Origin of the sequence: Mesorhizobium sp. B3-1-7 (assembly GCF_006439385.1) — a bacterium.
GTDB lineage: Bacteria > Pseudomonadota > Alphaproteobacteria > Rhizobiales > Rhizobiaceae > Mesorhizobium.
This window is the reverse complement of the sequence record NZ_VFTL01000003.1, coordinates 108,468-134,813: the sequence shown is the minus strand read 5'-3', so window position 1 is coordinate 134,813 and position 26,346 is coordinate 108,468. Positions and strand designations below refer to the sequence as shown.

At 64.8% G+C, this 26,346-nt stretch carries 26 protein-coding genes; 19 read left to right on the top strand and 7 right to left on the bottom strand.

Translation table 11 applies throughout. The features are described from left to right. Positions 1 to 51: 51 nt before the first annotated feature. Positions 52 to 942, bottom strand: coding sequence for a DMT family transporter (locus FJ417_RS03875; protein WP_140782534.1), 891 nt, complete (start codon positions 940 to 942; stop codon positions 52 to 54). Positions 943 to 963: 21 nt separating this feature from the next. Between FJ417_RS03875 and FJ417_RS03870 the strand changes: the two genes are divergently transcribed. The 16 genes from FJ417_RS03870 (at position 964) to FJ417_RS03795 (ending at position 16,238) form a co-directional block, all read left to right on the top strand. Further along, positions 964 to 1,662, top strand: coding sequence for a PIG-L deacetylase family protein (locus tag FJ417_RS03870; RefSeq protein ID WP_140782533.1), 699 nt, complete (start codon positions 964 to 966; stop codon positions 1,660 to 1,662). A 253-nt stretch (positions 1,663 to 1,915) separates the two neighbouring features. Then, a complete protein-coding gene (locus FJ417_RS03865) occupies positions 1,916 to 3,247 on the top strand; it encodes an ABC transporter substrate-binding protein (RefSeq protein ID WP_140782532.1) in 1,332 nt (443 codons plus the stop codon). A gap of 108 nt (positions 3,248 to 3,355) precedes the next feature. Beyond that, positions 3,356 to 4,303, top strand: coding sequence for a sugar ABC transporter permease (locus FJ417_RS03860; RefSeq protein WP_140644837.1), 948 nt, complete (start codon positions 3,356 to 3,358; stop codon positions 4,301 to 4,303). After that, positions 4,300 to 5,250 (top strand): carbohydrate ABC transporter permease, encoded by a 951-nt coding sequence (locus FJ417_RS03855; RefSeq protein ID WP_041001244.1) that lies wholly within the window; start codon positions 4,300 to 4,302, stop codon positions 5,248 to 5,250. Before FJ417_RS03860 ends, FJ417_RS03855 begins: the two co-directional genes overlap by 4 nt. Before the next feature lie 213 nt (positions 5,251 to 5,463). Next, positions 5,464 to 5,667, top strand: coding sequence for a hypothetical protein (locus tag FJ417_RS03850; RefSeq protein ID WP_140702469.1), 204 nt, complete (start codon positions 5,464 to 5,466; stop codon positions 5,665 to 5,667). 2 nt (positions 5,668 to 5,669) lie between these two features. Next, entirely contained in the window at positions 5,670 to 6,776 is a 1,107-nt protein-coding gene (locus FJ417_RS03845) for an ABC transporter ATP-binding protein (RefSeq protein ID WP_140782531.1), read from the top strand. Further along, positions 6,769 to 7,782 (top strand): ABC transporter ATP-binding protein, encoded by a 1,014-nt coding sequence (locus FJ417_RS03840; protein WP_140782530.1) that lies wholly within the window; start codon positions 6,769 to 6,771, stop codon positions 7,780 to 7,782. Before FJ417_RS03845 ends, FJ417_RS03840 begins: the two co-directional genes overlap by 8 nt. Positions 7,783 to 7,857: 75 nt before the next feature. After that, the gene (locus FJ417_RS03835) at positions 7,858 to 9,498 is read left to right on the top strand and encodes a dihydroxyacetone kinase subunit DhaK (RefSeq protein WP_140782529.1); all 1,641 of its coding nucleotides are present in this window, start codon (positions 7,858 to 7,860) and stop codon (positions 9,496 to 9,498) included. A gap of 10 nt (positions 9,499 to 9,508) precedes the next feature. After that, positions 9,509 to 10,108 (top strand): dihydroxyacetone kinase subunit DhaL, encoded by a 600-nt coding sequence (gene dhaL, locus FJ417_RS03830; protein ID WP_140782528.1) that lies wholly within the window; start codon positions 9,509 to 9,511, stop codon positions 10,106 to 10,108. Next, positions 10,108 to 10,497 (top strand): dihydroxyacetone kinase phosphoryl donor subunit DhaM, encoded by a 390-nt coding sequence (dhaM, locus tag FJ417_RS03825; RefSeq protein ID WP_140782527.1) that lies wholly within the window; start codon positions 10,108 to 10,110, stop codon positions 10,495 to 10,497. The genes dhaL and dhaM overlap by 1 nt, the downstream gene beginning before the upstream one ends. A gap of 19 nt (positions 10,498 to 10,516) precedes the next feature. After that, positions 10,517 to 10,819, top strand: coding sequence for an HPr family phosphocarrier protein (locus FJ417_RS03820; RefSeq protein ID WP_140782526.1), 303 nt, complete (start codon positions 10,517 to 10,519; stop codon positions 10,817 to 10,819). Positions 10,820 to 10,860: 41 nt separating this feature from the next. Next, positions 10,861 to 12,435, top strand: a complete 1,575-nt coding sequence (ptsP, locus tag FJ417_RS03815; RefSeq protein WP_140782525.1) for a phosphoenolpyruvate--protein phosphotransferase — start codon at positions 10,861 to 10,863, stop codon at positions 12,433 to 12,435. A gap of 7 nt (positions 12,436 to 12,442) precedes the next feature. Beyond that, positions 12,443 to 12,874 carry a hypothetical protein gene (locus FJ417_RS03810; RefSeq protein ID WP_140782524.1) on the top strand — a complete coding sequence of 144 codons (432 nt, stop codon included), beginning with the start codon at positions 12,443 to 12,445 and terminating at the stop codon, positions 12,872 to 12,874. A gap of 79 nt (positions 12,875 to 12,953) precedes the next feature. Then, on the top strand, positions 12,954 to 13,940 hold the full coding sequence (dhaK, locus tag FJ417_RS03805) for a dihydroxyacetone kinase subunit DhaK (RefSeq protein WP_140782523.1): 987 nt from the start codon (positions 12,954 to 12,956) through the stop codon (positions 13,938 to 13,940). Positions 13,941 to 14,221: 281 nt separating this feature from the next. Then, positions 14,222 to 15,247 (top strand): nucleotidyltransferase family protein, encoded by a 1,026-nt coding sequence (locus FJ417_RS03800; protein WP_181183147.1) that lies wholly within the window; start codon positions 14,222 to 14,224, stop codon positions 15,245 to 15,247. Positions 15,248 to 15,254: 7 nt separating this feature from the next. After that, positions 15,255 to 16,238, top strand: a complete 984-nt coding sequence (locus FJ417_RS03795) for a formyltransferase family protein (protein ID WP_181183146.1) — start codon at positions 15,255 to 15,257, stop codon at positions 16,236 to 16,238. Between the two features lie 121 nt (positions 16,239 to 16,359). Here FJ417_RS03795 and FJ417_RS03790 read toward each other — a convergent pair whose 3' ends face one another. The 4 genes from FJ417_RS03790 to FJ417_RS33450 form a co-directional block, all read right to left on the bottom strand. Further along, positions 16,360 to 17,343, bottom strand: coding sequence for a serine kinase (locus FJ417_RS03790; RefSeq protein WP_140782521.1), 984 nt, complete (start codon positions 17,341 to 17,343; stop codon positions 16,360 to 16,362). Beyond that, positions 17,340 to 17,771, bottom strand: a complete 432-nt coding sequence (locus tag FJ417_RS03785) for a lasso peptide biosynthesis B2 protein (RefSeq protein ID WP_140782520.1) — start codon at positions 17,769 to 17,771, stop codon at positions 17,340 to 17,342. The genes FJ417_RS03790 and FJ417_RS03785 overlap by 4 nt, the downstream gene beginning before the upstream one ends. After that, on the bottom strand, positions 17,771 to 18,058 hold the full coding sequence (locus FJ417_RS03780) for a PqqD family protein (RefSeq protein ID WP_140782519.1): 288 nt from the start codon (positions 18,056 to 18,058) through the stop codon (positions 17,771 to 17,773). The genes FJ417_RS03785 and FJ417_RS03780 overlap by 1 nt, the downstream gene beginning before the upstream one ends. Positions 18,059 to 18,448: 390 nt before the next feature. Then, entirely contained in the window at positions 18,449 to 18,640 is a 192-nt protein-coding gene (locus tag FJ417_RS33450; protein ID WP_246680622.1) for a DUF2259 domain-containing protein, read from the bottom strand. A gap of 270 nt (positions 18,641 to 18,910) precedes the next feature. Here FJ417_RS33450 and FJ417_RS03770 point away from each other — a divergent pair, with 270 nt between their 5' ends. The 3 genes from FJ417_RS03770 (at position 18,911) to FJ417_RS03760 (ending at position 22,884) form a co-directional block, all read left to right on the top strand. Further along, positions 18,911 to 20,818: a propionyl-CoA synthetase gene (locus tag FJ417_RS03770; protein ID WP_140782518.1), complete on the top strand. Its 1,908-nt coding sequence runs from the start codon at positions 18,911 to 18,913 to the stop codon at positions 20,816 to 20,818. A 122-nt stretch (positions 20,819 to 20,940) separates the two neighbouring features. Beyond that, on the top strand, positions 20,941 to 22,020 hold the full coding sequence (locus FJ417_RS03765) for an acyltransferase (RefSeq protein WP_140782517.1): 1,080 nt from the start codon (positions 20,941 to 20,943) through the stop codon (positions 22,018 to 22,020). A 150-nt stretch (positions 22,021 to 22,170) separates the two neighbouring features. Then, positions 22,171 to 22,884, top strand: a complete 714-nt coding sequence (locus FJ417_RS03760; RefSeq protein ID WP_246687390.1) for a metallophosphoesterase — start codon at positions 22,171 to 22,173, stop codon at positions 22,882 to 22,884. Between the two features lie 10 nt (positions 22,885 to 22,894). Here FJ417_RS03760 and FJ417_RS03755 read toward each other — a convergent pair whose 3' ends face one another. Continuing rightward, positions 22,895 to 25,276 carry a polysaccharide biosynthesis tyrosine autokinase gene (locus FJ417_RS03755; RefSeq protein WP_140782515.1) on the bottom strand — a complete coding sequence of 794 codons (2,382 nt, stop codon included), beginning with the start codon at positions 25,274 to 25,276 and terminating at the stop codon, positions 22,895 to 22,897. Between the two features lie 167 nt (positions 25,277 to 25,443). Then, the gene (galU, locus tag FJ417_RS03750; RefSeq protein WP_140650430.1) at positions 25,444 to 26,340 is read right to left on the bottom strand and encodes a UTP--glucose-1-phosphate uridylyltransferase GalU; all 897 of its coding nucleotides are present in this window, start codon (positions 26,338 to 26,340) and stop codon (positions 25,444 to 25,446) included. Positions 26,341 to 26,346: the final 6 nt, after the last annotated feature.

Here is a 26,346-nt window from a genome sequence, read left to right as displayed (position 1 = left end):
CCGCATATCAGCGGTCGCGGTGGCCATGCAACTTGCCAGACCGGTGCGCGGTCAAAGCCTGGTGCGCGAAAACGGGTTCCAGCGCACGGTGCCGAGCCTCACCTCTTCGCGCACCATCGTCAGAAGGCCGGAGGCGCCGACCACCGCCAGGCCGACCAATGACAGCCAGTCGGGATATTCCTGGAAGAACAGCGCGCCGAGGATGACCGCCCAGACGATCTGCGAGTAATGCGTCGGCGCGATGCGGTTCGCGGGCGCGTATTTGACCGCAAGCAGTTGCAGCAGTTGTCCGCCGGCGGTGAAGACACCGGCCAGCATCAGCCAGACCAATTGCCCGAGATTGGGGAGCGAGAACGACGTCGCGGCCGCGCCGACGCCGTTGAAGACAAGGCCATAGCCGACCAGCGCGCCGAGGATGGTCGTGCGCTTTTCCTGCTGGGCGAGCGAGCGCATCAGGATGACGCTGGTAGCGGCGAGGAAGGCGTTGGCGAAGGCGGCGAGATGGCCGAGATGCAATTCACGAAAGCCCGGCCGCACCACCAGCATGACGCCGGCGAAGCCGGCGACCACGGCCAGCCACCGCCAGGGACCGACCTTTTCCTTCAGGATGACCGTCGACAGGATGGTGACCAGCAGCGGCGCCAGGAAGATCAGCGCGTAGACTTCCGCCAGCGGAATGGTGGTGAAGGAATAAACGCTGAGCACACCCGACGCGATGCCCGCCAAGGCGCGCGCCTGCACCGCCCACGGCCTTTTGGTGCGCCAGAAATCGCGCCAGCGTTCGTCATTGGGCTTGGTGAAGAACAGAAAGCAGCCGGCAAACAAGGTCGAGAAGAAGCCGATCTCGAAGACGGTGAACTGCCCGCCCAGGCTCTTGATGACCCCGTCGCTGAACGAATAGCTTGCATAGGCGATCAGGGCGAGCAGGATTCCGTTCGGCATACCATTTCCGGGAGAGAAGACGTGAAGATACTGGCGCTGGGGGCACATCCCGACGACATCGAGATATTCATGTTCGGTACGCTGGCCGCCTATGCGGCGCAAGGCGCAGAGCTGGCTTTTGCGATAGCCACCGATGGGGCCAAGGGCGGCAAGGGCGACCCGAAGGCGCTTGCCCGCCTGCGGCGCGAGGAAGCGGCCAAGGCGGCGGGCCTGTTCGGCGTCGAACCGCGTTTCCTCGACTTTCCCGACGGCGCGCTCATTGCCGATGCAGCGTTGATTTCGGTGCTGAAGACGCTGATCGGCGAGGTGAAACCCGACCTCGCGATCACCCATGCGCCCTACGACTATCACGGCGACCATCGCGCCCTGTCCGATGGCGTGCGCATGGCCGCATCCTTCGCCGTCCCTGTGCTGCATGCCGATACTCTCGGCGGCACCGGCTTTTCGCCGACGCATTATGTCGAGATCTCGCATCACTGGGAGATCAAGGCGAAGGCGATCCGCGCGCACCAGTCGCAAGGTCCGGAGCACTATGTGCACAGGGCACGCCTCCAGAACGAGTTTCGCGCCGGCCAGTGCAACGGCGCCGCCGGCGCACGGGCCGAGGCCTTCCGCTTCGAGCCGACCTTCCCCTTCGCCGACATACGCGCGCTCTTACCGCCGGCGCCGCCGATCCGGCCGATAACGGCAAGCCCTGGCCCCGCCGACCGGGCCGGCTGACCGCGGCGGGTGCAGCGTCCGGCGACCATTTCCCAACGATTTCAATCACCCGTTTCGCCATGCTGCGGCGCAGCAACGAATTCGCTTGCGTTGTTTAGTAAAAATGGCATCACTAAACAAATTACTAAACATCGGCGGCGCATCGCGCACCATAGCGACGCATAGCGCGCCGTGTTCAGGCCCTCGGAGGAGCGAGGGTTGAGGGGCTCTTGAAACCGTCATCCGGACGCGTTTCGCAAATGGGAGGTAAGGCATGAAATCGACCTTGAAACTGGCGTTGGGACTGGCCTCGGCGATCTTTGCGTCGACAGCCGTCTCGAACGTCGCGCATGCGGAAGACCTGACGCTGTGCTGGGCGGCCTGGGATCCGGCCAACGCGCTCGTGGAACTGTCCAAGGACTTCACCAAGGAAACCGGCATCGGCATGAAGTTCGAGTTCGTGCCGTGGACCAATTACGCCGACCGCTTCCTCAACGAGCTCAACTCGCATGGCAAGCTCTGCGATCTGATCATTGGCGACAGCCAGTGGATCGGCGGCGCCGCCGAGAACGGCCATTACGTCAAGCTGAACGACTTCTTCGACAAGGAGAAGATCAGCATGGACGATTTCGTGCCGGCAACCGTGGTCGGCTATTCCGAATGGCCGAAGAACACGCCGAACTACTGGGCGCTGCCGGCCATGGGCGACGTCGTCGGCTGGACCTATCGCAAGGACTGGTTCTCCAAGCCCGAGCTGCAGAAGGAATTCAAGGAAAAGTATGGCTGGGACCTCGCCCCGCCGACCACCTTCGACCAGCTGAAGCAGATCGCCGAATTTTTCCAGAAGCGGCAGATCGACGGCAAGACCGTCTATGGCGCCTCTATCTACACAGAGCGCGGCTCGGAAGGCATCACCATGGGCGCCATGGACGTGCTCTACAGCTACGGCTTCCAGTATGAGAACCCGAAGAAGCCCTACGAGATGGAAGGCTTCGTCAATTCCGAGAAATCGGTGAAGGGACTGGAATTCTACAAGGCGCTGTATGATTGCTGCACGCCGCCCGGCGCCTCCAACAGCTACATGGGCGAAGGCGTCGACGCCTTCAAATCCGGACAGGTGGCGATGCATATGAACTTCGCCTTCACCTGGCCCGGCCTGCAGAAGGACGAGAATGTCGGCGGCGACAAGATCGGCTATTTCGTCAATCCGAAGGGTCCCGACGGCGACCAGTTCGCGCAACTCGGCGGCCAGGGTATCTCGGTGGTTTCCTACTCCGACAAGCAGGAATCGGCGCTGAAATACATCAAGTGGTTCGCCAACAAGGACGTGCAGGCCAAGTGGTGGTCGCTCGGCGGCTATTCCTGCCTGAACTCGGTGGTCAAGGACCCGAAATTCCCGTCCAGCCAGCCCTATGCGCAGGCCTTCCTCGACTCGATGGCCATCGTGAAGGATTTCTGGGCCGAACCCAGCTACGCGCCGTTGCTGCAGGCCTCGCAGAAGCGCTTCCATGACTATGTCGTGGCCGGCCAGGGCTCGGCCAAGGACGCGCTTGACGGTCTGGTCAAGGACTGGACGCAGGTGTTCCAGGACGACGGCAAGATGTAACCGCTCCTCCCGAGCAACATCGACGCGTCCCGTGCCGCCCTTGGCACGGGACGCAGTTCAGATAAATTCCATAGCCGAGACTTACCCGTGACCGAAGCAGGACTTACCATGCTCAATCGGACTGCGGACAACGTTGCCCGGGCGACGCCTGAGCCGTTGGCCAAGAAGATCCGGGGCATCAGCGACAAGGGCCTCGCCTGGCTGTTCATCTCGCCGACGATCCTTTTGCTGTTGGCCATCAACATCTTCCCGCTGTTCTGGGCGATCTATCTCTCCTTCACCAATTATCGCGCCAACCGCCCCAACGAGGTGGTGAAGAACCTCGGGCTCGCAAATTACCAGCGCATCCTTGGCGACCAGGACATCTGGATCGCCATGCAGACGACGGCGCATTTCGTGTTCTGGACGATCCTCTTGCAGACCGTCATCGGCTTCACGCTGGCCTGGCTGATCGACCGCAAGTTCCGTGGCCACGCCTTCTGGACCACCATCATCCTGGTGCCGATGATGTTGTCGCCGGCTGTGGTCGGCAATTTCTGGCGCTTCCTCTACGAGCCGCAGATCGGGCTGTTCTCCTATGTCATCTCCTTCGTCACCGGTATTCCGCCGACGAATGTCCAGATGCTGTCCAATGTCGAACTGGCGCCGTGGGCAATCATCATCGTCGACACGTGGATGTGGACGCCTTACGTCATGCTGATCTGCCTCGCCGGCCTGCGCTCCATTCCCGAATACATCTATGAAGCGGCCGAGGTCGACCGCGCCTCCAACTGGCGCCAGTTCTGGTCGATCACCCTGCCGATGGCGCTGCCCTTCATCATGCTGGCCGTGTTGTTCCGCGGCATCGAGAACTTCAAGATGTTCGACATGGTCAACCTGCTGACCGGCGGCGGACCGGGCTCGACCACGGAAGTCGCCTCGATCACGCTGAAGCGGCAGGCCTTCGAGAGCTGGCGCACCGGCTATTCCTCGGCCTTCGCCATCATCCTGTTCGTCGCCGTGTTCGGGCTGGCCAACATCTACGTCAAGGCGCTCAACAAGGTGAAGCAGAGATGAGCCTGACCACCGCCCATTCCGTCGTAGCACCCTCGTCGAACGCGAAGCTGATCGCCGGCACGATCATCATAGCCTATGCGCTGATCTCGATCGTGCCGCTGTTGTGGATCTTCGCCACCAGCTTCAAGACGCCGCCGGATTCGATCGCCTACCCGCCGAAGATTGTCTTCCAGCCGAGCATCGAGGGCTATTGCAACCTGTTCACGACCCGCACCCGGCAGACGCCGGAATACATCAACTCGCTCGGGCCGGCGACCGGCTTCTGCGACGAGACGGTGCGCAAGCGCAACATGGTGATCGCCGGGCCGTCGAACTTCCTGCCGCGCTTCGTCAACTCGCTGATCATCGCCTTCGGCTCGACCTTCTGCGCGGTGTTCCTCGGCACGCTCTCGGCCTATGGCTTCTCACGCTTCAAGGTGCCTTTGGCCGACGACCTTCTGTTCTTCATCCTGTCGACGCGCTTCATGCCGCCGATCGCGGTGGCGATCCCGATCTACTTGATGTATCGCGAACTCGGCCTCTCCGACACCGCGCTCGGCATGATCCTGCTCTACACCGCGGTCAACGTCTCTTTGGCGGTCTGGCTGCTCAAGGGCTTCATCGACGAGATCCCGCGCGAATACGAGGAGGCCGCGATGATCGACGGCTATACGCGGCTGCAAGCCTTCTGGCGCACCGTGCTGCCGCAGGCGACCACCGGCATCGCCGCGACCGCCATCTTCTGCCTGATCTTTGCCTGGAACGAATATGCATTCGCAGCGCTCTTGACCTCCGGCACGGCGCAGACAGCGCCGCCCTTCATCCCGACCATCATCGGCGAGGGCGGCCAGGACTGGCCGGCGGTGGCGGCGGGCACGACCATCTTCCTGGTGCCGATCCTCGTCTTCACCATTCTGCTGCGCAAGCAGCTCCTGCGCGGCATCACCTTCGGCGCGGTGCGCAAATGAGCGGTGTGGGAATAAGTCGACCCCCACTCCGTCGAGCTTCGCCCGACACCTCTCGCCCGATCGACGGGGTAGAGGAAGGGCGCGAACTTCATTCAGCCAGGCTCCCTTCCTCTCCCTCCGGAGGGGGAGAGGTGGCGCTGCGAAGCAGCGACGGAGTGGGGGAATCACCTGGCAACCATCTCTCCCCTTGAACGAGAAGAAAGGGAGGAACGCATGAGCCGCACCGTTGTCTCCAAGCGCTCCTCTTGGCCCCGCTGGGCAAGGCGCGGCCTGATGGAAAACATCGCGACAGCGATCATCGCGATCGGCTTCCTGATGCTGTTCCAGCCCTTCGCGCTGTCGCTCTACACCTATTCCTTCATCACCATGCTTGCCGGTACGGTCATGTTCATCATCGTCTCGAAATTCCCGGAATAACGATGGCCGAGATCCGTGTTCAAAACCTGAGGAAAGCCTTCGGCGCATTCGTCGCCGTGCAGGATTCCAATTTCGTGGTCGAGGACGGCGAGTTCTTCGTCATGCTCGGCCCGTCCGGCTGCGGCAAGACGACGACGCTGCGCATGATCGCCGGCCTCGAGCTGCCGACCGGCGGCAAGATCCTGCTCGGCGGCGAGGACGTCAGTATGCGCCGGGCGCGCGAGCGCGACATCGCCTTCGTCTTCCAGCTCTTCGCGCTCTACCCGCATATGAACGTGCGCCGGAATATCGGCTTTCCGTTGCTGGCGCAGGGCATGGCGTCGGCCGAGATCCGCAGCCGCGTCGAGGAGACCGCCAAGCTGCTGCGTATCGACCATCTGCTGGACAAGTCGGTCTCCGGCCTCGCCGGCGGCGACCGCCAGCGCGTCGCGCTCGGCCGCGCCATCGTGCGGCGGCCGAAATGCTTCCTGATGGACGAGCCGCTCGGCACGCTCGATACCGAGTTCCGCGACCTGATGGTGCATGAGCTGCGCGAGCTGCACAACCGCATCCACGCCACGACCGTCTATGTCACGCACGACCAGATGGAAGCCATGTCCATGGCCGACAAGATCGCGGTGATGAACCACGGCGTCATCGAGCAGTTCGGCACGCCGCGCGAGATCTACGACCGGCCGACGACGATGTTCGTCGCCGATTTCATCGGCTCGCCGCCGATGAATTTCCTGAAATTCGGCGGCGGGCTTGCCAGGGGCGCGAAGGAGATCGTCGTGCAGGGCGCCAAGGTGGCGGTGCCGGAAGTGCGCGAGGATATCGCCCCGGCCGACATGGCGCTCGGTATCCGGCCCGAGCACATCCGCTTCGACGATGCCTCGAAGCTGCGCGGCGCCATCTACGGCACCGAATATCTCGGCACCACGCAGATCGTCGCGGTCGAGACGGCCGACGGCATCATCAAGGCGCGGGTGCCGGCCGGCATCCATCTCAGCCCCGGCGAACAGGTCGGACTGGCCTTGAGCAGCGCCCGGCTGTCGCTGTTCGAAAAGGGCTCCGGACGTGCGGTCAGGACCGCCATGCATGATCAAGCAGCGGAGGCGCGCCATGGCTGATGTCCACATCAAGGGCGTGACCAAGAGCTTCGGCGACACCGTCGCGATCAACGATCTCGACCTTGCCATCAAGGACGGCGAATTCGTCGTGCTGCTCGGTCCGACCGGCGCCGGCAAGACGACGACGCTGAGGCTGGTCGCCGGGCTGGAGCGGCCGGACAGCGGCACGATCCATATCGGCGGCCATGACGCGACCGCGCTGTCGCCGGCCGAGCGCGACACCGCCTTCGTCTTCCAGCAATATTCGCTCTATCCGCATCTTTCGGTGTTCGACAACCTCGCCTTCCCGCTGCGCTCGCCGGCGCGGCGGTTTCCGGAGGAGGCGGTGCGGCGCCGCGTCGAGGAAGTGGCGCGCATGGTGCGCATCGACCACAAGCTCGACAACCGCTCGACGAAACTGTCGGGCGGCGAGATGCAACGCGTCGCCATCGGCCGCGCCCTGGTGCGCAAGCCGGCGATCTACCTGATGGACGAGCCGCTGTCCTCGCTCGATGCCAAGCTGCGCGCCGATCTCAGGCTCGAGTTGAAGCGGATCCAGTCCGAGCTCGGCGCCACCATGCTCTATGTCACGCACGACCAGATCGAGGCGATGACCATGGCCGACCGCATCGGCATCCTCGCCGACGGCGTGCTGGTGCAGATCGGCACGCCGCGCGCGATCTATTCGGAGCCGGCAAACCTTCATGTCGCGGCGCGCCTCGGCCAGCCGGCGATCAACCTCCTGCCGGCCGGGCTGCTGCCCGACGGCGGCGCGCCGACCGGAACGGCGACGATCGGCGCCCGCACCGAGCATCTCGCGATCGAGAAGGCGATGAATGGCCATGCCGACGGCGTGGTCGACTGGGTCGAGCATCTCGGCGACCAGAACCATCTGCATGTGACCGTGGGAGCGAAGAAGCTGGTGACGCTGACCGATCCCGACACGCCGCTCGCAAAGGGGGACAAGGTGACGATCCGCTACATGGCGCCGCTCTATTTCGGCTTGGACGGGCAAAGATTGATGTAGCGGGGACTGATGTAGCCGCCTCGCGCCTTATTGGCACACCTATCGACGACCGCAGATACGGACTGGACGAAACCCATGAAGCACTTTTTCAACCGCAAGGACACGATCGTCACCGAAGCGCTCGACGGCTTCCTCGCCACGGCGGGATCGGGCGCGCTCGCCCGCCTCGACGGCTATCCCGAGATTAAGGTCGTGCTGCGCGCCGACTGGGACAAGACGAAGGTGGCGATCGTTTCCGGTGGTGGCGCCGGGCATGAACCCTCGCATGCCGGCTTCGTCGGCGCCGGCATGCTGACGGCGGCCGTCTCCGGCGAGATCTTCGCCTCGCCGAGCGTCGAGGCGGTGCTGGCGGCGATCCGCGCCACGACCGGCCCCGCCGGCTGCCTGCTGATCGTCAAGAACTACACCGGCGACCGGCTCAATTTCGGACTGGCCGCGGAGAAGGCGCGCGCCGAGGGTCTGACGGTCGAGATGGCGATCGTCGGCGACGATATCGCGCTGCCCGAGATCGCGCAGCCGCGCGGGGTCGCCGGCACGCTGTTCGTGCACAAGATCGCCGGGCATCTTTCCGAAAGCGGCCGTGACCTGGCGTCGGTCGCGGCCGCGGCGCGCGCGGCGGCGAAGGACATTTTTTCGCTCGGCATCTCGCTGTCCTCATGCTCGATCCCCGGACAGGCGCATGAGGAGCGCTTCGGCGCCGAGGACGGCGAGCTCGGCCTCGGCATCCATGGCGAGCCGGGCGTCGAGCGCATCGCCCTGCAGAGCGCCGGCGCATTCGTCACCGTCATGGCGGAGCGCCTCGCCGCGCGGCTGGATGCCGGCAGCCGCTATGCCTTGCTGATCAACAATCTCGGCTCGGTGCCGCCGCTCGAAATGTCCTTGATCGCCAATGCGGTGCTCGCCTCGCCGCTCGCCAAGGCCGTGGCGCTGACGATCGGCCCCGGCCATCTGATGACGGCGCTCAACATGAACGGCTTCTCGCTGTCGCTGATCAAGCTGGACGCCGAGCGCGAGGCGGCGCTGCTGGCGCCCGTCGGCCCGCAAGCCTGGCTGCCGGCGAAGCCGGTTCGCGCGCCGGTCGTCGTGGCGATGGCAAGACCTGCTATCGGCGCAACCACCAAGGCCTCCAGCCGCGATGCGGCCGCCGAGCGGCTGATCAGAGCCGTCTGCCAAAGGCTGATCTCGCTGGAAGAGCCGCTCAACGCGCTCGACGCCAAGGCAGGTGATGGCGACACCGGCTCGACCGTGGCGACCGGGGCGCGCAGCATCCTCGAGCGCATCGAGACGCTGCCGCTTGCCGATCGCGCCGCGACCGCCGCCGCGATCGGCGATACGCTGGGCACGTCGATGGGCGGTTCCAGCGGCGTGCTGTTGTCGATCTTCTTCACCGCCGCGTCGCAGTCTCTCGGCGCCGGCGCGTCGGTCAGCAAAGCCTTGCTCGCCGGACTCGACCGGATGACCTTCTATGGCGGCGCCAAGGTCGGCGACCGCACCATGGTCGATGCGCTGGAGCCGGCGCTGCGGGCTCTCGACGCGACCGGACTGGAAGCGGCGGCAAAAGCGGCGCGGCAAGGCGCCGAGGCAACCGCCGCGATGCGGAAGGCGAAGGCCGGCCGTTCCGCCTATATCGGCAGGCAGCTCGACGTTGCGGATCCCGGCGCCTTCGCGGTGGCCGAAGTCTTCGCTGCCGTGGCGGCGCTGTTTGCCCCGGCATGAAGGACAGAAAATGGCCGCAGCCGATTTCTCCAGACTGATCGCGGCGGCGGCCGATACGATCGCGGCGCATGCCGAGGAACTGACCGCGCTCGACCAGGCGATCGGCGACGGCGACCACGGGCTGAACATGAAGCGCGGCTTCGAGGCCGTGCGCGCCGAGGCGGACGCCTTTTCGGCCAAGCCGCTGCCCGAGGCGCTGAAGGCGGTCGGCACCAAGCTGGTGATGACCGTCGGCGGCGCCTCCGGGCCGCTGTTCGGCACGTTGTTCATGGCGCTCGGCAAGGACATTCCGGCAGCACCCGATCGAAACGGGCTGGCCGCGGCGCTGGGCAAGGCGATCGAGGCGGTCGCGGCGCGCGGCAAATCGCAGCCGGGACAAAAAACCATGCTCGACGTGCTTCAACCGGTGTATGAGGCGCTGACGCAAGGCAAGACGGCCACGGAAATCGTCGATGCGGCCGACAAGGCGGCGGAAGCCACGGTGCCGATGAAGGCCCTGCGCGGACGCGCTTCCTTCCTGGGAGAGCGCTCGATCGGGCATATGGACGCCGGAGCGCGCTCGACCGCGCTGCTGGTGCGCGCAGTCGCGGAAGCGATAGAGGGTATTTGATGAGCAATGTCGGGATCGTCATCGTGTCGCATTCCCCCCTGGTCGCCGAGGGCACGGCCGACATGGTGCGCCAGATGGTAGGCGACGAAGTGCCGCTTGCATGGTGCGGTGGAAACGGCCATGGCGGGCTCGGCACCAGCGTCGAGGCGATCATGGATGCGATCGACAAAGCCTGGTCGGAAGCGGGCGTCGCCATACTTGTCGATCTCGGCGGCGCCGAGACCAATTCGGAGATGGCGGTCGAGATGACCGGCGAGCCGCGCTCCCACAGAATAGTCGTCTGCAACGCGCCGATCGTCGAAGGCGCGGTGATGGCGGCGACCGAATCCTCTGGCGGCGCCTCGCTCAAGGAAGTGGTGGCGACGGCGCATGAATTGTCGCCGTCGTGAACGAACGGGAACCGACTGAATGTCCGCATCCGCCGAAGCAACGGTCCTGATCACCCACGCCGTGGGCCTGCACGCGCGCCCTTCGGTGAAGTTCACCAAGCTCGCGAAGTCGTTCGCGGCCGAGGTGGAAGTGGCGGTGGCTGCAAACGGTCCCTGGTTCGACGCCAAGAGCATCGTCAAGGTGATGGCGGCCAAGGCGCCGAAAGGGACCATGCTGCACATCCGCGCCACGGGTGACGGCGCGGCCCAGGCGGTGAAAGCGCTGGTCGATCTGGTGCAGCGTGACTTCGACGAGGACGCGGATCATGCCAGATCCGCTTGAGACGTATCTGCATGTCGATGTGCTCGCAAGGAACGCGAGCCATGCGGATTGACGGCATCCCCGCCTCCCCCGGTTACGCCGAAGGCCCGCTGTTCGATCTCGACCAGCCTCCGGCCGGCTACGAAGCCAAGGCGAGCGCGGCGGAAGAGAGGGCTGCGCTGGAAGTGGCGATCGGCAAGGCCGTCGGCCGGCTGGCGGCGCTGATCGAAACCGCCGATGCCGACGCCGCGGGCATCCTCGAATTCCACATCGCCATGCTGGAGGACGACGCGCTGAGCGGTCCGGCCTTCGCGGCGATCGGTTCCGGGCAGGCGGCGGACGCCGCCTGGCGCGCGGCGCTGGACGGCGAGGTTGCCGGCTACGAAGCGTCGGACCAGGACTATTTCCGCGCCCGCGCGGCGGACCTGCGCGACATCCGCGACCAGGTGCTGCGCGCGCTGAGCGAGGACGGCGAGGCCGCGACGCCCCCGGGCGCGATCCTCTATGGCGAGGACATCGCGCCGACGCGTTTTCTCGAAACCGATTGGAGCAAAGGCGGCGGCATTGCGCTCAAGCGCGGCAGCACCGCCAGCCATGTCGCCATGCTGGCACGCTCACGCGGCGTGCCGATGGTCGTCGGTCTCGACATCCCGGATGGACCGCTCACCGGCGCGACGCTGCTCGATGCCGAGCGCGGCGGGATCGTTTTCTCGCCGTCGCCGGCCGAGATCGAAGCCTTCCGGCAATCCGCCTCCGCCTTCGCCGACCGGCAGGGCGCGGCGCGGACATTCCTGACGGAGCCGGCGGTGACCAAGGCCGGCACCACCGTGCGTGTCCAGGTCAACATCGCTTACCCGTCCGACGTCGACGGCATCGATATCGCAAGCTGCGACGGCGTCGGCCTGATGCGGACCGAATTCCTGTTCGGAAAGACATTGCCGGACGAGGAGATGCAATACCGTGCCTACCGCAAGGTGCTGGACTGGGCCGGCGACAAGCCGGTGACCATCCGCACCGTCGATGCCGGCGGCGACAAGCCGATACCGGGTTTCACGGTCGAGGAAACCAACCCGTTTCTCGGCTTGCGCGGCATAAGGCTGTCGCTGGCGCGGCGCGATATCTTCCGCGTACAGATACGGGCATTGCTGCGCGCCGCCATCCACGGCAATCTGAAGGTGATGTTCCCGATGATCGCCACGCCCGACGAGTACAGCCAAGCCGCCGCGCTGTTTGCCGCGGAGCAAGCCGCGCTTGCCGCGCAGGGCGTGGCGCACAAGCTTCCGCCGCTCGGCATCATGGTCGAGGTGCCGTCCGTCGCACTGGCGCCAGAAGCCTTCGCCGATGTCGCCTTCTTCTCGATCGGCTCCAACGATCTGACGCAGTATGTGATGGCGGCCGCGCGGGACAACGTAGCCGTGGCGCATCTCAACTCCGTCCGTCACCCGGCGGTGCTGCGGCTGATCGCTGCGGTCACCGCCTTCGGGCGGGAAAGAGGTATCCCGGTCAGCCTGTGCGGCGACGCGGGCGGCGATCCGGCAGCCATCCCAACGCTGCTCGAGGCCGGCCTGCGCGACCTGTCGGTCGCTCCCGCGCAACTCGCCATGGCCAAGGCGGCCATCGCGGACGTGCCGGTGTAGGCGCGGCATGGCCAGGACCGAGAAGATACCGGAAACAGGCTCGGAAGAGGCGATCCGCGCCTACAAGACGATCCTGTCGCAGGTCATCGACCAGCGACCTTCGGGCATGCGCCAGCGCCTTGCCGATGCGCTCGGCAAGCACCGCAGCTTCGTCACGCAGATTTCCAGCCCGGCCTATTCGATCCCGATCCCGTCAAAGCATCTGCCGTCCATCTTTTCCGTCTGCCACTTCAGCCAGGCCGAGCGCGACCAGTTCATGGCCGCCTATCACCAGGCGCATCCCGGCAAGGTGCCCGCGGCTTCCGGTCCGCGCAAGACACGTCATGTCTCGCTCATCGTGCCGGATTTCGGCGACGACAGGCAGAACGCCGCGCTCGACCGGGCGATCAACGAATTCATCCAGAAAATTACCAGCATCGCCGGCAAGAGCAGCGGCTGAGCAAAAGCAATTCCAGGAAAAGTGTGTGGCGGTTTTCCGTTCGGAATTGCGTAAACTAAAGACCGCCGGGAGGACTGCCATGAAGAAATTCATCAATTCGGTGGACACGGTCCTGACCGAGAGCCTCGATGGCTTTGCGGCGGCCCATGCCGACATCCTCGTGCTCGGCGAGGAGCACAAATTCATCCGCCGCAGGGAACTGAAGCCAGGCAAGGTGGCGTTGATCTCGGGCGGTGGCTCCGGCCACGAGCCGCTGCATGGCGGCTTTGTCGGCCATGGCATGCTCGACGCCGCCTGCCCCGGCCAGGTCTTCACCTCACCGACGCCCGACCAGATGCTCGCGGCCGTTGAGGCCGTCGACACCGGCGCCGGCTGCCTGTTCATCGTCAAGAACTACGAAGGCGACGTGATGAATTTCGACATGGCGGCCGAGATGGCGGACGGCGTGCTGCAGGTGGTGACCAATGACGACGTCGCGGTCGAGAACTCGTCCTACACGACCGGGCGGCGCGGCGTCGCCGGCACGCTGGTGGTGGAAAAGATCGTCGGCGCGGCGGCCGAGCAAGGCATGCCGCTGCCCGCGCTCAAGGCGCTGGGCGACCGCGTCAACGCCGCGACGCGCTCGATGGGCGTGGCGCTGACCAGCGGCACGGTGCCCGCTGCCGGCAAGCCGACCTTCGAGATCGGCGACGGCGAGATGGAATTCGGCGTCGGCATCCACGGTGAGCCAGGCCGGCGGCGCGACGCCTTGAAGAGCGCCGATGCCATCGCCGAAGAGGTCTGTGCCGCGATTGCCGGCGACCTCGGCGATCGCGCCAAGGGGCCGGCGCTGCTGTTCGTCAACGGCTTCGGCGGCACGCCGTCGATGGAGCTATATGTGATGTACAACAGCGCCCGCAGAATGTTCGAGAAACAGGGCGTGACGGTTGTCCGCTCGCTGGTCGGGTCCTATGTGACGTCGCTCGACATGGCGGGATGCTCGATCACGCTGACCATGCTTGATGACGAAACGTCAGCACTTTGGGACGCGCCGGTTCACACGGCGACGCTGCGCTGGGGGATGTAAGCGGTTTCAGCCGAGCTGAAGCTGCGGATTGATGGCCTAGACCACCTTTGACGGGCCAGCGACGACAGCGGACAGCTTGCCCACCTTGCGCAGCACCGGTGCTCGATATTGCTTCTTGGTCATTTTCGTGCCCTCCGACTCCAGCTTGTGAGAATGCGGCAAAGCTATTCGCACTGTCAATTCATGCGCGGGGTTTGCCCTCGCGCTGCTGGCATCCCTGATGCTTTTCTGCAACCATGTTCGCCATATCTGTCTTCCATGGACGAATCTCGACCAGATTGATGCTGCCTTCTCTTGCGCCTGCCGATGAGAAACTGCTGCTGACCTTCGCCGACCCCGAGGCACCGGCCGCCGCGGGCAATGGCCTTGCGGCCAAAACCCTGCTGGCGCTGCTCGCCAATGCGGAGTTTCATGGCGTGCTGCCGATCATGCTGCGCAAACTGAGGGAAATCGGCGACGCCCAACTGCCGCAGGACACAGCCTTGCAGCGGAAATTGTCGGAGTTGCGCGATGAAGCGACGATGGCGACCGGTCAGTCGATGTTGTTGCAGTACCATGGCGACCGCATCATGAAGGCATTGGCAGCGAAAGGCGTGCCGGCCCGGATCGTCAAGGGACCGGTTTTCGCACGCAAGCTTTATCGCCAGGTTGCGGACCGTCCCTTCACCGACATCGACATTCTCGTCGACCCCGCCAGCATCGAGGAAGCCAACAAGACCATCGGCGAATGCGGCTTCGAGCTCGGCAGCGACGAGGCCGAGTCGCATGAATTGCAGGAGTTCAAATGGCTGGAGAAAGAGAACTCCAGCCTGCTGATCGAGTTGCATGGCGATCTGGTGCACGACACCGGTATGCGCCGGCGCCTGTCGCTGGGATTTCGGGAATTGCAGGCGATCGACGACGGCGAAACCGACACGCCGGCCGCGCTGCTCACCATCGCCATCGTCCATGCCGCCGGCGGCCACAAATTCCACCGGCTGCAGCTCTGCGTCGACGTGCTGCAAGGCGTGCGGGGCCTGAAATCGCCGGAGGAGGAAAGGCGGCTGCTCGAGGCCGCCCGCATGACCGGCATCGAGCTCGAGCTGGCCACGGTCCTCAACGTCACCGGGCGCCTTTTTGGCGCGCCACGCGCGATCGAGCTTGCCAACCGCATAAAGCCTGACCTCTCGATACGGCTGGCGAAATGGCTCATCACCGGCAACGTGCTGCTTCGGGTCAATTCCCGCGAAAAGCTGCGCTCGCGCCTCAGCCGCGATGCCTTCCGCTGGGTGCAGAGGCTGGCACGGCCGCGACCATATCCAGCCTGAGCCTGGGATGGAGAAACCGCTCTCGGCCGTGTTCGTCACCGAGGTTTCTCCCGTCACCGCGCCCATGCTTGCGCGCTGGGCAAATGGCGGCCACGGCATCGCCGCCGTGGTCGTGCCGGGCCCACGTGCCGGCAAACGCTTCAGCTTCAGTGTCCTGCGCCGTCGCCTGCGGCGACGGTTTGCGTTGATATCCCATTCCAGACACGCCATGCCCCGGCTGATCGAATTCAGCCCGCCCTACGACTGGGATACGCTCGGGCGGGAGCTCGACGTGCTCGGCGCCGATCTTCTGATCTGTTTCGGATATGGCAAGCTGATCCCGCGAACCGTGCTGGAGCTGTTTCCAAACGGCGGCCTCAACCTGCATCCCGCGCTTCTGCCGCACTATCGCGGCCCGCATCCGATTCACCGGCTGGTTATCGACCAGATGCATGAAGCCCATGGCGGCGTGACCTTGCACAAGATGACGTCCGGCTTCGACGAGGGTGACATCCTCGCGCAGGTTGGCTTTGCAGCGGAGGACTGGCATTCGGCCGCAACGGTGAACCGGGCCCTGGCCGATGCTATGGCTGCGCTCGCGGCGGATATTGCGCCCGAGTTTTGCCGTGGCGGGCTTGCCGGATTGCCCCAGCCGGATGGGGCATATGTCTGGGCGCAGATCGAACAGGGCCCGTTGATCGTCGGCACGCAATCGTCAAGCGACCATGTCGCCCGACTGTGCCGGATCGTCGGATCGAGTGTTCCGGTCAGTGTCCTGGCAAATGGAAGACCGGTCCGGCTGGCCCAGCCGATCCGTCGCCTGGGACCACCCAGCGGCGAAGCGGCGAAATGCCGATGGGGGCTGGTGGAGTTCGACTGCGCCGACGCGCGCGTCGTCCATCTGGGCTACAACAAGCTGTCCAGGCTGTTGTTGCGATGGCAGTCGAAATCCCGCCAGGCCCGGCGGGAACAGCGATCCTTCCACATCCGGCGTTTCGGCGCGAAGGGCTAACTCTTTGTTGGAGCATGATCTTCTCCGAGAGCCGGTTCCCACTTTTCGGGATCGTGCTCCAGGCTTTTGTTTTGTCGCAATTCCCGGACGCAAAGCCGCCCACACTTTTCCTGGAATTGCTCTAACACGCCTCAAGGGCAGCCTGGATCAACGCGGCCGCATCGGCGGGACTTGCCCCGACTTCGAGCGTGAAGGTCGGCACCGCCTTCACCAGGGCGGCGATCATCGCCATGCGCCTTTTCTGTAGCGACAGCAGGCCGGTCATGCCGGTCCGCACATTGTCCGTGGCCAAAGCCACCATGGCGTCGGTCCTGGCCATCGGCAGCAGCCGGGTCTCGGTGCCTGCCGAACGCGCAAGATGCAGGAGCGCGGCGACGGGTCTGGCGCGCACATCCTCGACGCGGATGATTTCGCCGAGGCGGTCCAGCGAAACGGACTGCTCGCCCTCGGTGTCCCATTTTTCGCCCAGGCAAGGCGCCACGAAGGGCAGTATCGCCGCCGTGTTGCGGTGGACCTTCACCCTGCGCGGCATGCCCCAGGCGGTGATGCCCCGCCCGCTTGCGTTGAGGATCATCACGTCGTCCGAGCAGAGGCCGAAGCCCCGCGACGCAAGCGCGAGCGATGTGGTCGACTTGCCTGTGCCGCTTGGCGCATGAATGAGAACCAGGCCGTCCTTTCCAGGCAAGGTGAGGCCCGCGGTGTGCAGCATATGCTGGCCGTCCGCGTCGAGCGCCGCGTCCAGCACCATCATCAGCAGGGTCCACTTGATCTTGCTGTCCGGATGAAGACGGATTTCGGCCTGGCCCTCGCCGTCGTGGATCGACACGGTCTGCTGGCCCGGGAAGACGAGATGGAAGACACTTCCGGCGTCGATCATGCGGCAATGGCCGTCCACCGGCACTTCGCCGTCGAAAGCCAGCTTTCCTTCGGGGTTCTCCCGCAGCTCAAGCGTTTCGACGATGTCGACGCGAAAGCCGGGCTGGACAGGCTCGTCCACACGCAGGGCGCCGAGCATCAGGTCGAAGCTCGGCCACAGATCGGCACGCGCGGCGGTGATGCCCAGGACCTGACCGTTGAGGTCGTATCGGAAAGTCTGGTCGCTCAAGCGGCTGGCGCCTTCATCCTGGCCGGGTGGCGGTAGATCTCCACCATGCCGGGCTGGCTGTCGCTGACCACCGGCTTGCCGTCGAGGCAGACCCAGCAATGCGCCGACAGGCGAGGCTCGTTCATCGACTTGGCATCGACGCCGAAACGCAGCTCCGGATCAAGGCCGGCCATGCGCAGAAAGCGAAAACCGAGCAGGCCTTCCCGAAGGCACCTGCGGTCGCGCATCAGCCAGGGACGCCGCACCGTTCGCTTGACGCGGTGGACGATGTAGGTCCAGGGCAAGTCACGATAGGGCGCCGGCGACTGCAGCGGCGCCAGTGTCAACACACCTTCGAAATCGCGCCGCCCGACCAGCACCGGCATCAGCCGGGCGCTGAGCCACAAATGGACGCGGAACAGGACGCGCAGGGCAAGGCCGTCGGCCATCACGCGCCCGGGTCGGCGAGGATGCCTTCGGCCACCAGTTCGGTGGCCAATTCGGCCATGTCCTGGTCGAGCGTTGCCTTGTCGACCTCGAACTCGTCCGACAGCAGGTCGACGATCTGGTCGAGGTTGCGCGCACCGTTCACCTTGTCGAGGAAAGCCTCGGTCGTGTCGTTGCAGGTGTAAAGCTGGCCGCTGCGCGCCAGAAGCACGACGGCGCCATCGCCGACATGCTGCACGGACGCATCGTCCGCCATGCGCAGCACCGTTTCAGAGCCGATTTCCGCCATCCGCCCGCTCCCTTCGCTGAAGAGCAATTAGCGCGGCACAGCAAGGCTGTCCATCGCTGTGGGGTGGCGAAGGGGACGATAGCTCGGCAGCTTTGCCCGTCGCGGGGCGAATATTAGCGGGTCTTGCCTTCCTGCCGTTGCGTAAGCTATGAGTCCGCCGGGCTTTGGGGAGTGATGTGCATGCGTTACAATTGGGAACGGGCTCCGACGGCGTTCGAGCGCCATCGGAAGGCGCTTGCGGCGGCCATCCTGATCGCCGGCGGCGTCGGGCTGATGCTGGCGGCGCTTCCGCTCTAAGCCGGCTGATATCGCAGACCAGGCATAAACGGCGCTCTCGCGAGAAGGCGGAAGAACCGTTTGGCCCTTGTCTGAGCGACCAGGACCAGGCGATCAGGGCAGTTGGCCCGTCACCGCCATGAAGCGGCGGTCGCGGCCTTCGAAGCCCTGGCTGAAGCGCTGGACCAGCGCGGCAATCGCCACCGGCTTGCCCTTGGGTGCGAACTCATAGATCTCCGACAGGCTGCAGGATGTCGGGCAGGTGCGCGAACCAGGCACGGCCTTGTCCTCGTGCAGCACCTTCATCGGCCTGCCGTCCTAACCCTGCAGCATCCAGCGAGAAGCCGATGGTGCGCCGCGCGGCCGTGTGCCGGCGCGCCGGCAAACACGACGCACAGGGAGCGCCACGGCAGGCAAATCTCTCATCTCCCTCTCCTTCGGCCGAAACCCGATGCTGCCGCATATTGGCCGGCAAGGCGAGAGCGGAGTGGACCAAAATGCAGGAAGACATGGCCGGTGGAACCGGCTTAGGCTATTTGCCGGTTGATGAAAGCTATTCCTGGGGAGGAAGACCATATGGCCTCACGCTACCGCGAAGTCTATGAGGGCTGGAAAAGCGATCCCATAGGGTTCTGGGCCGAGGCGGCGAAGGCGATCGACTGGTACACACCAGCCAAAAAGGTCTTCGATCCGGCGGAAGGCGTCTATGGCCGCTGGTTCATCGGCGCCACCTGCAACACCTGCTACAACGCAATCGACCGCCATGTCGCCGGCGGACGCGCCGACCAGCTGGCGCTGATCCATGACAGCGCCATCACCGGCACGATCCGGAAATTCACCTATGCCGAATTGAAGCGCGAGGTCGTCGCGCTGGCCTCGGTGCTGAGGCATCGCGGCATCGGCAAGGGCGACCGCGTCATCATCTACATGCCGATGGTGGCGGAAGCGGCCATTGCCATGCTCGCCTGCGCGAGGCTGGGCGCCGTGCATTCCGTGGTGTTCGGCGGCTTCGCCTCGCATGAGCTCGCCACCCGTATCGACGACGCCAAGCCGAAGCTGATCATCACCGCGTCCTGCGGGCTGGAGCCGGGACGCGTGGTCGCCTACAAGCCGCTGCTCGACAAGGCGATCGAGATGTCGAAGCACAAGCCCGACGCCTGCCTGATCCTGCAGCGCGAGCAGTTGCGCTGCGAGATGAAGGACAATTACGACTTCGACTATGCGGACGCGGTGGCGCGTGAACGTGCGGCCGGCGCCAATGTCGACTGCGTGCCGGTGCTGGCTGCCGACCCGCTTTACATCATCTACACCTCCGGCACGACAGGCCAGCCGAAAGGCATTGTGCGCGACAATGGCGGTCACATGGTCGCGCTGAAATGGACCATGGACAACGAGTTCGGCGTGAAGCCCGGCGAAGTGTTCTGGGCTGCCTCCGACGTCGGCTGGGTGGTCGGTCATTCCTATATCGTCTACGGGCCGCTTCTGCATGGCTGCACAAGCGTGCTGTTCGAAGGCAAGCCGATCGGCACGCCGGACGCCGGCACCTACTGGCGGGTGATCGCAGAGCATGGCGTGGTGGCGCTGTTCACCGCGCCGACCGCCTTCCGCGCCATCAAAGGGCAGGATCCCAAGGGCGAGTTCGTGCCGAAATACGATCTGTCGAAATTCCGCACCCTGTTCCTGGCCGGCGAGCGCGCCGACCCCGAAACCATCAAATGGGCCGAGCAGAAGCTCGACCGTCCGGTGATCGACCATTGGTGGCAGACCGAGACCGGCTCGCCGATGACGATCAACCCGGCGGGGCTCGGGCTGTTGCCGGTGAAATACGGCTCGCCCGGCGTGCCGATGCCGGGCTACGACATCCGCATCCTCGACGATGCCGGCCACGAAGTGCCGCGCGGCACGCTCGGCAATGTCGTGGTCAAGCTGCCATTGCCCGCCGGCTGCCTGCCGACGCTGTGGAACGCCGACGCCCGCTTCCGCCAGGCCTATCTCGAAGAGTTCCCCGGCTACTACAAGACGGCCGACGCCGGCATGATGGACGGGGACGGCTATCTCTATGTGATGGCCCGCACCGACGACATCATCAACGTCGCCGGCCACCGGCTCTCGACGGGCGCCATGGAAGAGGTGCTGGCGGCCCATCCCGATGTCGCCGAATGCGCGGTCATCGGCATTGCCGATGCCATGAAGGGCCAGGTGCCGCTCGGCTTCGTCGTGCTCAATGCCGGCGTGTCGCGCGATAGCGGCGCGATCGAAAGCGAGGTGGTGGGGCTGGTGCGCGAGCGGATCGGCCCGGTTGCCGCCTTCAAGACGGTGGTGACGATCAAGCGGCTGCCCAAGACCCGCTCCGGCAAGATCCTGCGCGGCACGATGCAGAAGATCGCCGACAAGGAGGAATGGACAATGCCGGCGACCATCGACGATCCCGCCATTCTCGACGAGATCACAGCGGCGCTGAAGGGCCGCGGCATCGGGGTGTAGTCGCCAAGCAGACGGCCGCGTTAAGGAAGAATTCACGAATTTGTCCCGCACTGCAATCGCTTGTTGTGCAGCGCAGCAATAGACTTTAAAGTTTGCGTGGGGGGCCATACCGAAGGCACGGCATGGCTCAGCACAAGACGACATTCGGCGGTGTCGACATCCTGCGTTTCCTGGCTGCCGTCATGGTGATGTTCTATCATTATGGCTTCTGGGTCTGGGCCTTCCCCGACGGCGTTTCGGCGCGCGCCACCGGCGGCATCCCGCCGCATCCCGAAATGGCCTTCGCCGGTTCCGGCTGGGTCGGCGTGCAGGTGTTCTTCGTCATCAGCGGTTTCGTCATCGCCTTCAGCGCCGAGAATTCCACGCCGCTGAAATTCTTCGAGGCGCGCTTCCGGCGGCTGATGCCGGCGGTCTGGATCTGCGCGCCGATCTCCGCCATCGTCCTGCTCGCTGTCGGCCTCTCCTGGCCGACGGACGCCGTGATCCGCCTCGTCCGCACCGGGCTGTTCGTGCCCTTCGAACCCTGGGTGGACAGCGTCTACTGGACGCTCGGTATCGAGATTGCGTTCTATGCCATCGTCTGGGTCCTGCTGCGGTTCGGCCGATTCGACCTGATGGAGATAGTGGCCATCGTCATCGGCCTCGCCAGCACATTGTTCTGGTGCGCCTATTTCGCCTTCGGCTGGACCGATCTCGCCGAGACGCGCTGGCTGCAGCTGGCTCTGGTGCATCACGGCGCGTTCTTCGCCGTCGGCGTGCTCCTGTGGCTGATGCGCTTCAAGGCGATAAGCCTGCCGCGGCTTGCCTTCGCGGCGCTGTTCCTGTTCGGGGGCGCATTGCAGATCGCGAGCTCGGTCGATGTGCACAGCGTCAAGGTGGAAGCCGCGATGCCTTACACGGCGCCGATCGTCGTCTTCCTCGCGGCGGTGGGGCTGATGGCGTGGTCGCTGCGCCTAGACCTGTCCTGGCGCGGCTGGCGGCGGATCGGACTGATGACCTATCCGCTCTATCTCATCCACGATGTCGTCGGCGCGGCGATGCTCGGCGCCCTGACGCGCGCCGGCGTGCCCTATCTGGCCGCTATTCCCGTTGTCGGCTCCGCCATGATCGCGGTGAGCTGGCTGATCGCGGCCGAGGCCGAGCCGCGGATCCGGCGGCTCTTGGACCACACGCTGTTCCGCTATCGGTTGAAGACCGCCTGACGACGCGACTGCCGATCGCGCGCCGGTGTGGAATTGTTTGCATTCGGCATGATATCGAGGCGCAGATCAGTGCAAATAGCCGAGCCTCAATCCGTGAATCTTTTCCAACGATCGAGACGCCCTCGACCCGCGCCACGCGAGCGCCTCGTCATGGACATGCGTGACACGGTCGTCTACGCGATCGGCGACGTGCATGGTTGCCTCGACGAGCTGCGCGCGCTGGAAGAAAAAATCCAGCTCGACGCGCAGCGCTTCCGCGGCCGCAAGATCATCATCATGCTGGGCGACTATATCGACCGCGGGCCGCACTCGCGGCGCGTGGTCGAACATCTGATGGCGCCGCCGCCGAGAGGGTTCCTGCGCGTCTGCCTGGTGGGAAACCACGAGGTCGCGCTGCTCCTCTATCTGGACGGTCATCTCTCGCGTGAGACCTGGCTCGGCTATGGCGGGCGCGAGACGTTGTTCTCCTACGGCGTCGATCCGGACCGCCTGGCAAGCCTCTACAGTTCCAGCGAACGGACGGACGCGCATATACGCGAGGCCATTCCCGCCGGCCATGTCGACTTCCTGCGCACGCTGCCCATAATGGTCTGCTCCGACGAATTCGTCTTCGTGCATGCCGGTATCCGGCCCGGCATCGCGCTCGAGGCGCAGGACGAGGGCGACCTCCTCAACATCCGCGAGGAGTTCTTCGAGGCTGCGCACCGTCTCGACCGCTGGGTGGTGCACGGACACACGGTCGTGGAGGTTCCGACACTTGACGGGCGGCGGCTCGACATCGACACCGGCGCCTTCCAAACCGGGCGGCTGACCGCGCTCAGGATCGTCGGCAAATACGGCCGGCTGCTGTCTTCAAGAGATTGAAGACGGCGCGTCACGCAGCCTGTTTGGCGCGCGATTCCGACTTGTCCAGATAATAGGTCGAATAGCGGTCGAAGAACCTTTCCGAGCCACCGAGCGAGCCGTATTTGGCCAGCTTCTTCAAATCGACCTTGTTGAGCACCGCGCCGATCACCTTGTTGGCCATATAGGGCTCGGATTCCAGCATCGAGCGCACCATGTTGCGCGGCGTGCGGCCCCATTCGGTGACCAGCACGAAACCGTCGACCAGCGGCGCGAAAGCCTTGGCGTCGACGACGGGGCCGAGCGGCGGCAGGTCGACGATGATGTACTCGAACGTCTCCTTGGCGTTGTCGATGAAGCGCCGCATGCCGGCCGAGCCCAGAAGCTCACTGGTGTGCGAGAACTGGCCGCGCAGCACGGCGGGAATGATCGCGAGCTTGGTCTGGCGGTCGACCTTGCCGACCGACTGCCAGGTCTGGCCGTTGACCACCGCTTCCATCAGGCCTTGCTCGGCCTCCATTCCGAGGCTGCGGCTCAAGCCAGGATTGCGCAAGTCGCCGTCGATGAGCAGGGTCTTGGCGCCGTTGGCGGCGAGCAGGCCGGCAAGGTTCGCGGCGACCGTCGACTTGCCTTCGCCGGGCAGCACCGAAATGACGCCGATCACCCGGCTGCCGCGGTCTTCCATCACCACGTCGAAGGCGATCTTGGCGTTGCGCAGCGTCTCGGCGAACATCGAGGCCGGGGCGTCGATGCTGACGCGCATGCGCGCCCGTCTCTCAGCCGCGGAGAGACTGGCCACCTTGCCGTCGGCCGGCAGGTCGTCGGCTTTGCTATCCTTGGCCTTGCCGCCGCCGATCGTCGGCAGATAACCGAGGAATTTCAGGCCGACGCGGTCGCGAATGTCCTCGCCCGTCCTGAAGAAACGCTCGTTGAACTCGTTGAGGCCGCCGAAGCCGGCGCCAAGCATCAGGCCGAGCACCAGCGAGAGCGCCAGCACACGCAAGGTGCGCGGGCTGGAAGCCGCGAGGGGCATCGTCGCGTCGGAAATGATGCGGACCTTGCCGACCGGGAAGGACTGCTGCTGCGAAGCTTCTTCATAGCGGCTGAGGAAGGTCTGATAGAGCGTGGTCAGCGCCTGGGCCTGCTGGTCGAGCTCCTTGAGCTTCACCTGCGACTGGTTGTCGATCGAGCTCTTGCCGGCGGCGGTGGAAATCTTGTCGCGCAAAGCCGTCTCGCGCGCCTGCGCCACCTCGAAATCGTTGCGGTAGCTTTCGGTGAGCTGCTTCAGCTGGCCGAAGATCTGCGCCGAGACATCGGCCTTTTCCTTGGCCAACGCGATCGCCTGCGGGTGATCCTTGCCGAAATTCGTCTCGACGTCCTGCAGGCGCTTGGCGACGGCCAGATAGCGGGTCTTGAGAGCGATGATGACCGAGCTGCTCGGCTGGTCGGCGCCGATGGCCGAATCGTTGAAGGCGCTTTCGGAGCCGCTGTCGACGATCACCTTGTATTGCTGGTAGCGGGCGCTGGCTCTGGCGGTATCGGCCTGGGCGACGATGAGCTGTGCGTTGAGATCGGCGAGCTGCTTGTCGCTCAAGAGCTGGCCGTCGCTGTTGGCGGACAATCCATGTTCGGCCCTGAACTTCTCGACGGCCATCGCTGCCTGCTGAGAGCTTTCGCGCAACTCCGTGAGCCGGCCCTGCAGCCACAAGGCCGCGCGCTCGGTAGCGTCGAAGCTGGCATTGAGCTGGTCGGCCAGATAGGCGTCGGCATAGGCCTTGGTGATGGCCGTGGCCAAGGCAGGATCGGGCGCCTGGTAGCCGATGGAAATGACGTAGCTGCGGCCGTTGCGCTGCGCCAGTACCTCGCTCTGCAGCTTCAGCACGGCATAATCGTGGCGTGCCGTCTTGATCATGGCCTGGCGCGTCGCTTCGTCGACATTCTGCATGCCGGGGATGTCATCGGCCGAACTGCCGCGGAAATAGCCGACCGCGCCGCGCAAGAAACCGATGCCCTTGGCCAGAGCCGATTGCGGCGGGTTCATGAACGCTTCGTTCTGGTCGAGCTTCAGCTTGTCGACCACCACCGATGCAAGGCGCGCGGACGTCAGGATCTCGATCTGGCTGAGCAGCGAAGCGTCGGTCTGCATGGTTTGCGACGCCGCCGAGATATCGTCGACGACCTTGTTCAGGCCCTCGTCGATCAGGACACTCGCCACCGACATATATTGCTTGGGTGTGGTCTGCAGATAGATCACGCCCAGGAATAGGCCGATGATGGCGCAGACCGCTACCACCTTGACCTGTCGGGCGGCCATGCCAAGCAGACGCTCGATGTCGATGAAGTCTTCACCCTTTTCCGGATCGGTGCTGGGCAACGGCATCCTCTTGTCGAGAGGGAAGTTGGCATAGTTCATCTTCGGTCCAATTCCAGGTTGCAGGCGCTATCGGCCTTGGTAGATCGGCGTCGTGACCAGAAAAGACCGCGCAACGTCGTTGCCAGGATGCGCCGGGCCGGAAGGCCCTGGCGCTTGAGTGGCTGTCGCGCCATCGCGGGTTCGCATATGCACCCGAAAGATGGGCATTATGCGGCTACTTCCCGGCGCTCATGCGACCGGACGAATTGCTGCAGCATCTCGAGGACAGGCCCCTTCATGTCGTCGCGCGCCAGGGCGAAGGCGATGGTGGCCTCGATGAAGCCTTCCTTGGAGCCGCAGTCGAACATGCGGCCATCGAAAGGCCGCGCGTAGAAAGGCTGGCTTTGGGCCAGCCGCACCATGGCGTCGGTGAGCTGGATCTCGTTGCCGGCGCCGCGCTGCTGGTTGCCGAGTAGCGCAAAGATCTCCGGCTGCAAAACGTAACGGCCGTTGATGTAGAAATTCGACGGCGCATTGGCCGGCGCGGGTTTTTCGACCATCGCCGTCACTTCGAAGCCGGATGCCACGTCGGCGCCGCGGCCGACAATGCCGTATTTTCCGGTTTCGGAGGGATCGCAGCGCTCGACAGCGATCACATTGCCGCCGGTCCGCTGATAAAGATCGACCGTCTCGGCAAGGCAACCGCGCGCGCCGAAGGACACCATGTCGGGGAGCAGCAGCGCGAAGGGCTCATTGCCGATCACGTCGCGCGCGCACCAGACGGCGTGGCCGAGACCTTGCGGCGACTGCTGGCGGATGAAGGAGGTGGCGCCGGCCTCCGGCAGCAGGCTTTCCAGCGATTGCAACTGCGCCTTTTTGCCGGTCTGCTCCAGCGTGCCGATCAGTTCAGGATGCAGGTCGAAATAGTCCTCGATGACCGCCTTGTTACGGCCGGTGACGAAGACGATGTGCTCGATGCCGGCCTCGAACGCCTCGTCGACGGCATATTGCACGACTGGCTTGTCGACGACGGGCAGCATCTCCTTCGGCATCGACTTGGTCGCCGGCAGGAACCGCGTTCCGAGCCCCGCCACCGGGATGACTGCCTTCCTGACTTTCTGCATCTGCTC

Bases quoted from the DNA above. Each gene is read 5' to 3' on its own strand.
- FJ417_RS03845 (WP_140782531.1), top strand. From the start codon at position 5,670: ATGGCCGAGATCCGTGTTCAAAACCTGAGGAAAGCCTTCGGCGCATTC.
- ptsP (WP_140782525.1), top strand. From the start codon at position 10,861: ATGCGGATTGACGGCATCCCCGCCTCCCCCGGTTACGCCGAAGGCCCG.
- FJ417_RS03765 (WP_140782517.1), top strand. From the start codon at position 20,941: ATGGCTCAGCACAAGACGACATTCGGCGGTGTCGACATCCTGCGTTTC.
- FJ417_RS03835 (WP_140782529.1), top strand. From the start codon at position 7,858: ATGAAGCACTTTTTCAACCGCAAGGACACGATCGTCACCGAAGCGCTC.
- FJ417_RS03795 (WP_181183146.1), top strand. From the start codon at position 15,255: ATGGAGAAACCGCTCTCGGCCGTGTTCGTCACCGAGGTTTCTCCCGTC.
- FJ417_RS03855 (WP_041001244.1), top strand. From the start codon at position 4,300: ATGAGCCTGACCACCGCCCATTCCGTCGTAGCACCCTCGTCGAACGCG.
- FJ417_RS03770 (WP_140782518.1), top strand. From the start codon at position 18,911: ATGGCCTCACGCTACCGCGAAGTCTATGAGGGCTGGAAAAGCGATCCC.
- FJ417_RS03810 (WP_140782524.1), top strand. From the start codon at position 12,443: ATGGCCAGGACCGAGAAGATACCGGAAACAGGCTCGGAAGAGGCGATC.
- FJ417_RS03850 (WP_140702469.1), top strand. From the start codon at position 5,464: ATGAGCCGCACCGTTGTCTCCAAGCGCTCCTCTTGGCCCCGCTGGGCA.
- galU (WP_140650430.1), bottom strand. From the start codon at position 26,340: ATGCAGAAAGTCAGGAAGGCAGTCATCCCGGTGGCGGGGCTCGGAACG.
- dhaL (WP_140782528.1), top strand. From the start codon at position 9,509: ATGGCCGCAGCCGATTTCTCCAGACTGATCGCGGCGGCGGCCGATACG.
- FJ417_RS03860 (WP_140644837.1), top strand. From the start codon at position 3,356: ATGCTCAATCGGACTGCGGACAACGTTGCCCGGGCGACGCCTGAGCCG.
- FJ417_RS03820 (WP_140782526.1), top strand. From the start codon at position 10,517: ATGTCCGCATCCGCCGAAGCAACGGTCCTGATCACCCACGCCGTGGGC.
- FJ417_RS33450 (WP_246680622.1), bottom strand. From the start codon at position 18,640: ATGAAGGTGCTGCACGAGGACAAGGCCGTGCCTGGTTCGCGCACCTGC.
- FJ417_RS03800 (WP_181183147.1), top strand. From the start codon at position 14,222: ATGCTGCCTTCTCTTGCGCCTGCCGATGAGAAACTGCTGCTGACCTTC.
- FJ417_RS03840 (WP_140782530.1), top strand. From the start codon at position 6,769: ATGGCTGATGTCCACATCAAGGGCGTGACCAAGAGCTTCGGCGACACC.
- FJ417_RS03755 (WP_140782515.1), bottom strand. From the start codon at position 25,276: ATGAACTATGCCAACTTCCCTCTCGACAAGAGGATGCCGTTGCCCAGC.
- FJ417_RS03865 (WP_140782532.1), top strand. From the start codon at position 1,916: ATGAAATCGACCTTGAAACTGGCGTTGGGACTGGCCTCGGCGATCTTT.
- dhaK (WP_140782523.1), top strand. From the start codon at position 12,954: ATGAAGAAATTCATCAATTCGGTGGACACGGTCCTGACCGAGAGCCTC.
- dhaM (WP_140782527.1), top strand. From the start codon at position 10,108: ATGAGCAATGTCGGGATCGTCATCGTGTCGCATTCCCCCCTGGTCGCC.
- FJ417_RS03875 (WP_140782534.1), bottom strand. From the start codon at position 942: ATGCCGAACGGAATCCTGCTCGCCCTGATCGCCTATGCAAGCTATTCG.
- FJ417_RS03780 (WP_140782519.1), bottom strand. From the start codon at position 18,058: ATGGCGGAAATCGGCTCTGAAACGGTGCTGCGCATGGCGGACGATGCG.
- FJ417_RS03785 (WP_140782520.1), bottom strand. From the start codon at position 17,771: ATGGCCGACGGCCTTGCCCTGCGCGTCCTGTTCCGCGTCCATTTGTGG.
- FJ417_RS03760 (WP_246687390.1), top strand. From the start codon at position 22,171: ATGGACATGCGTGACACGGTCGTCTACGCGATCGGCGACGTGCATGGT.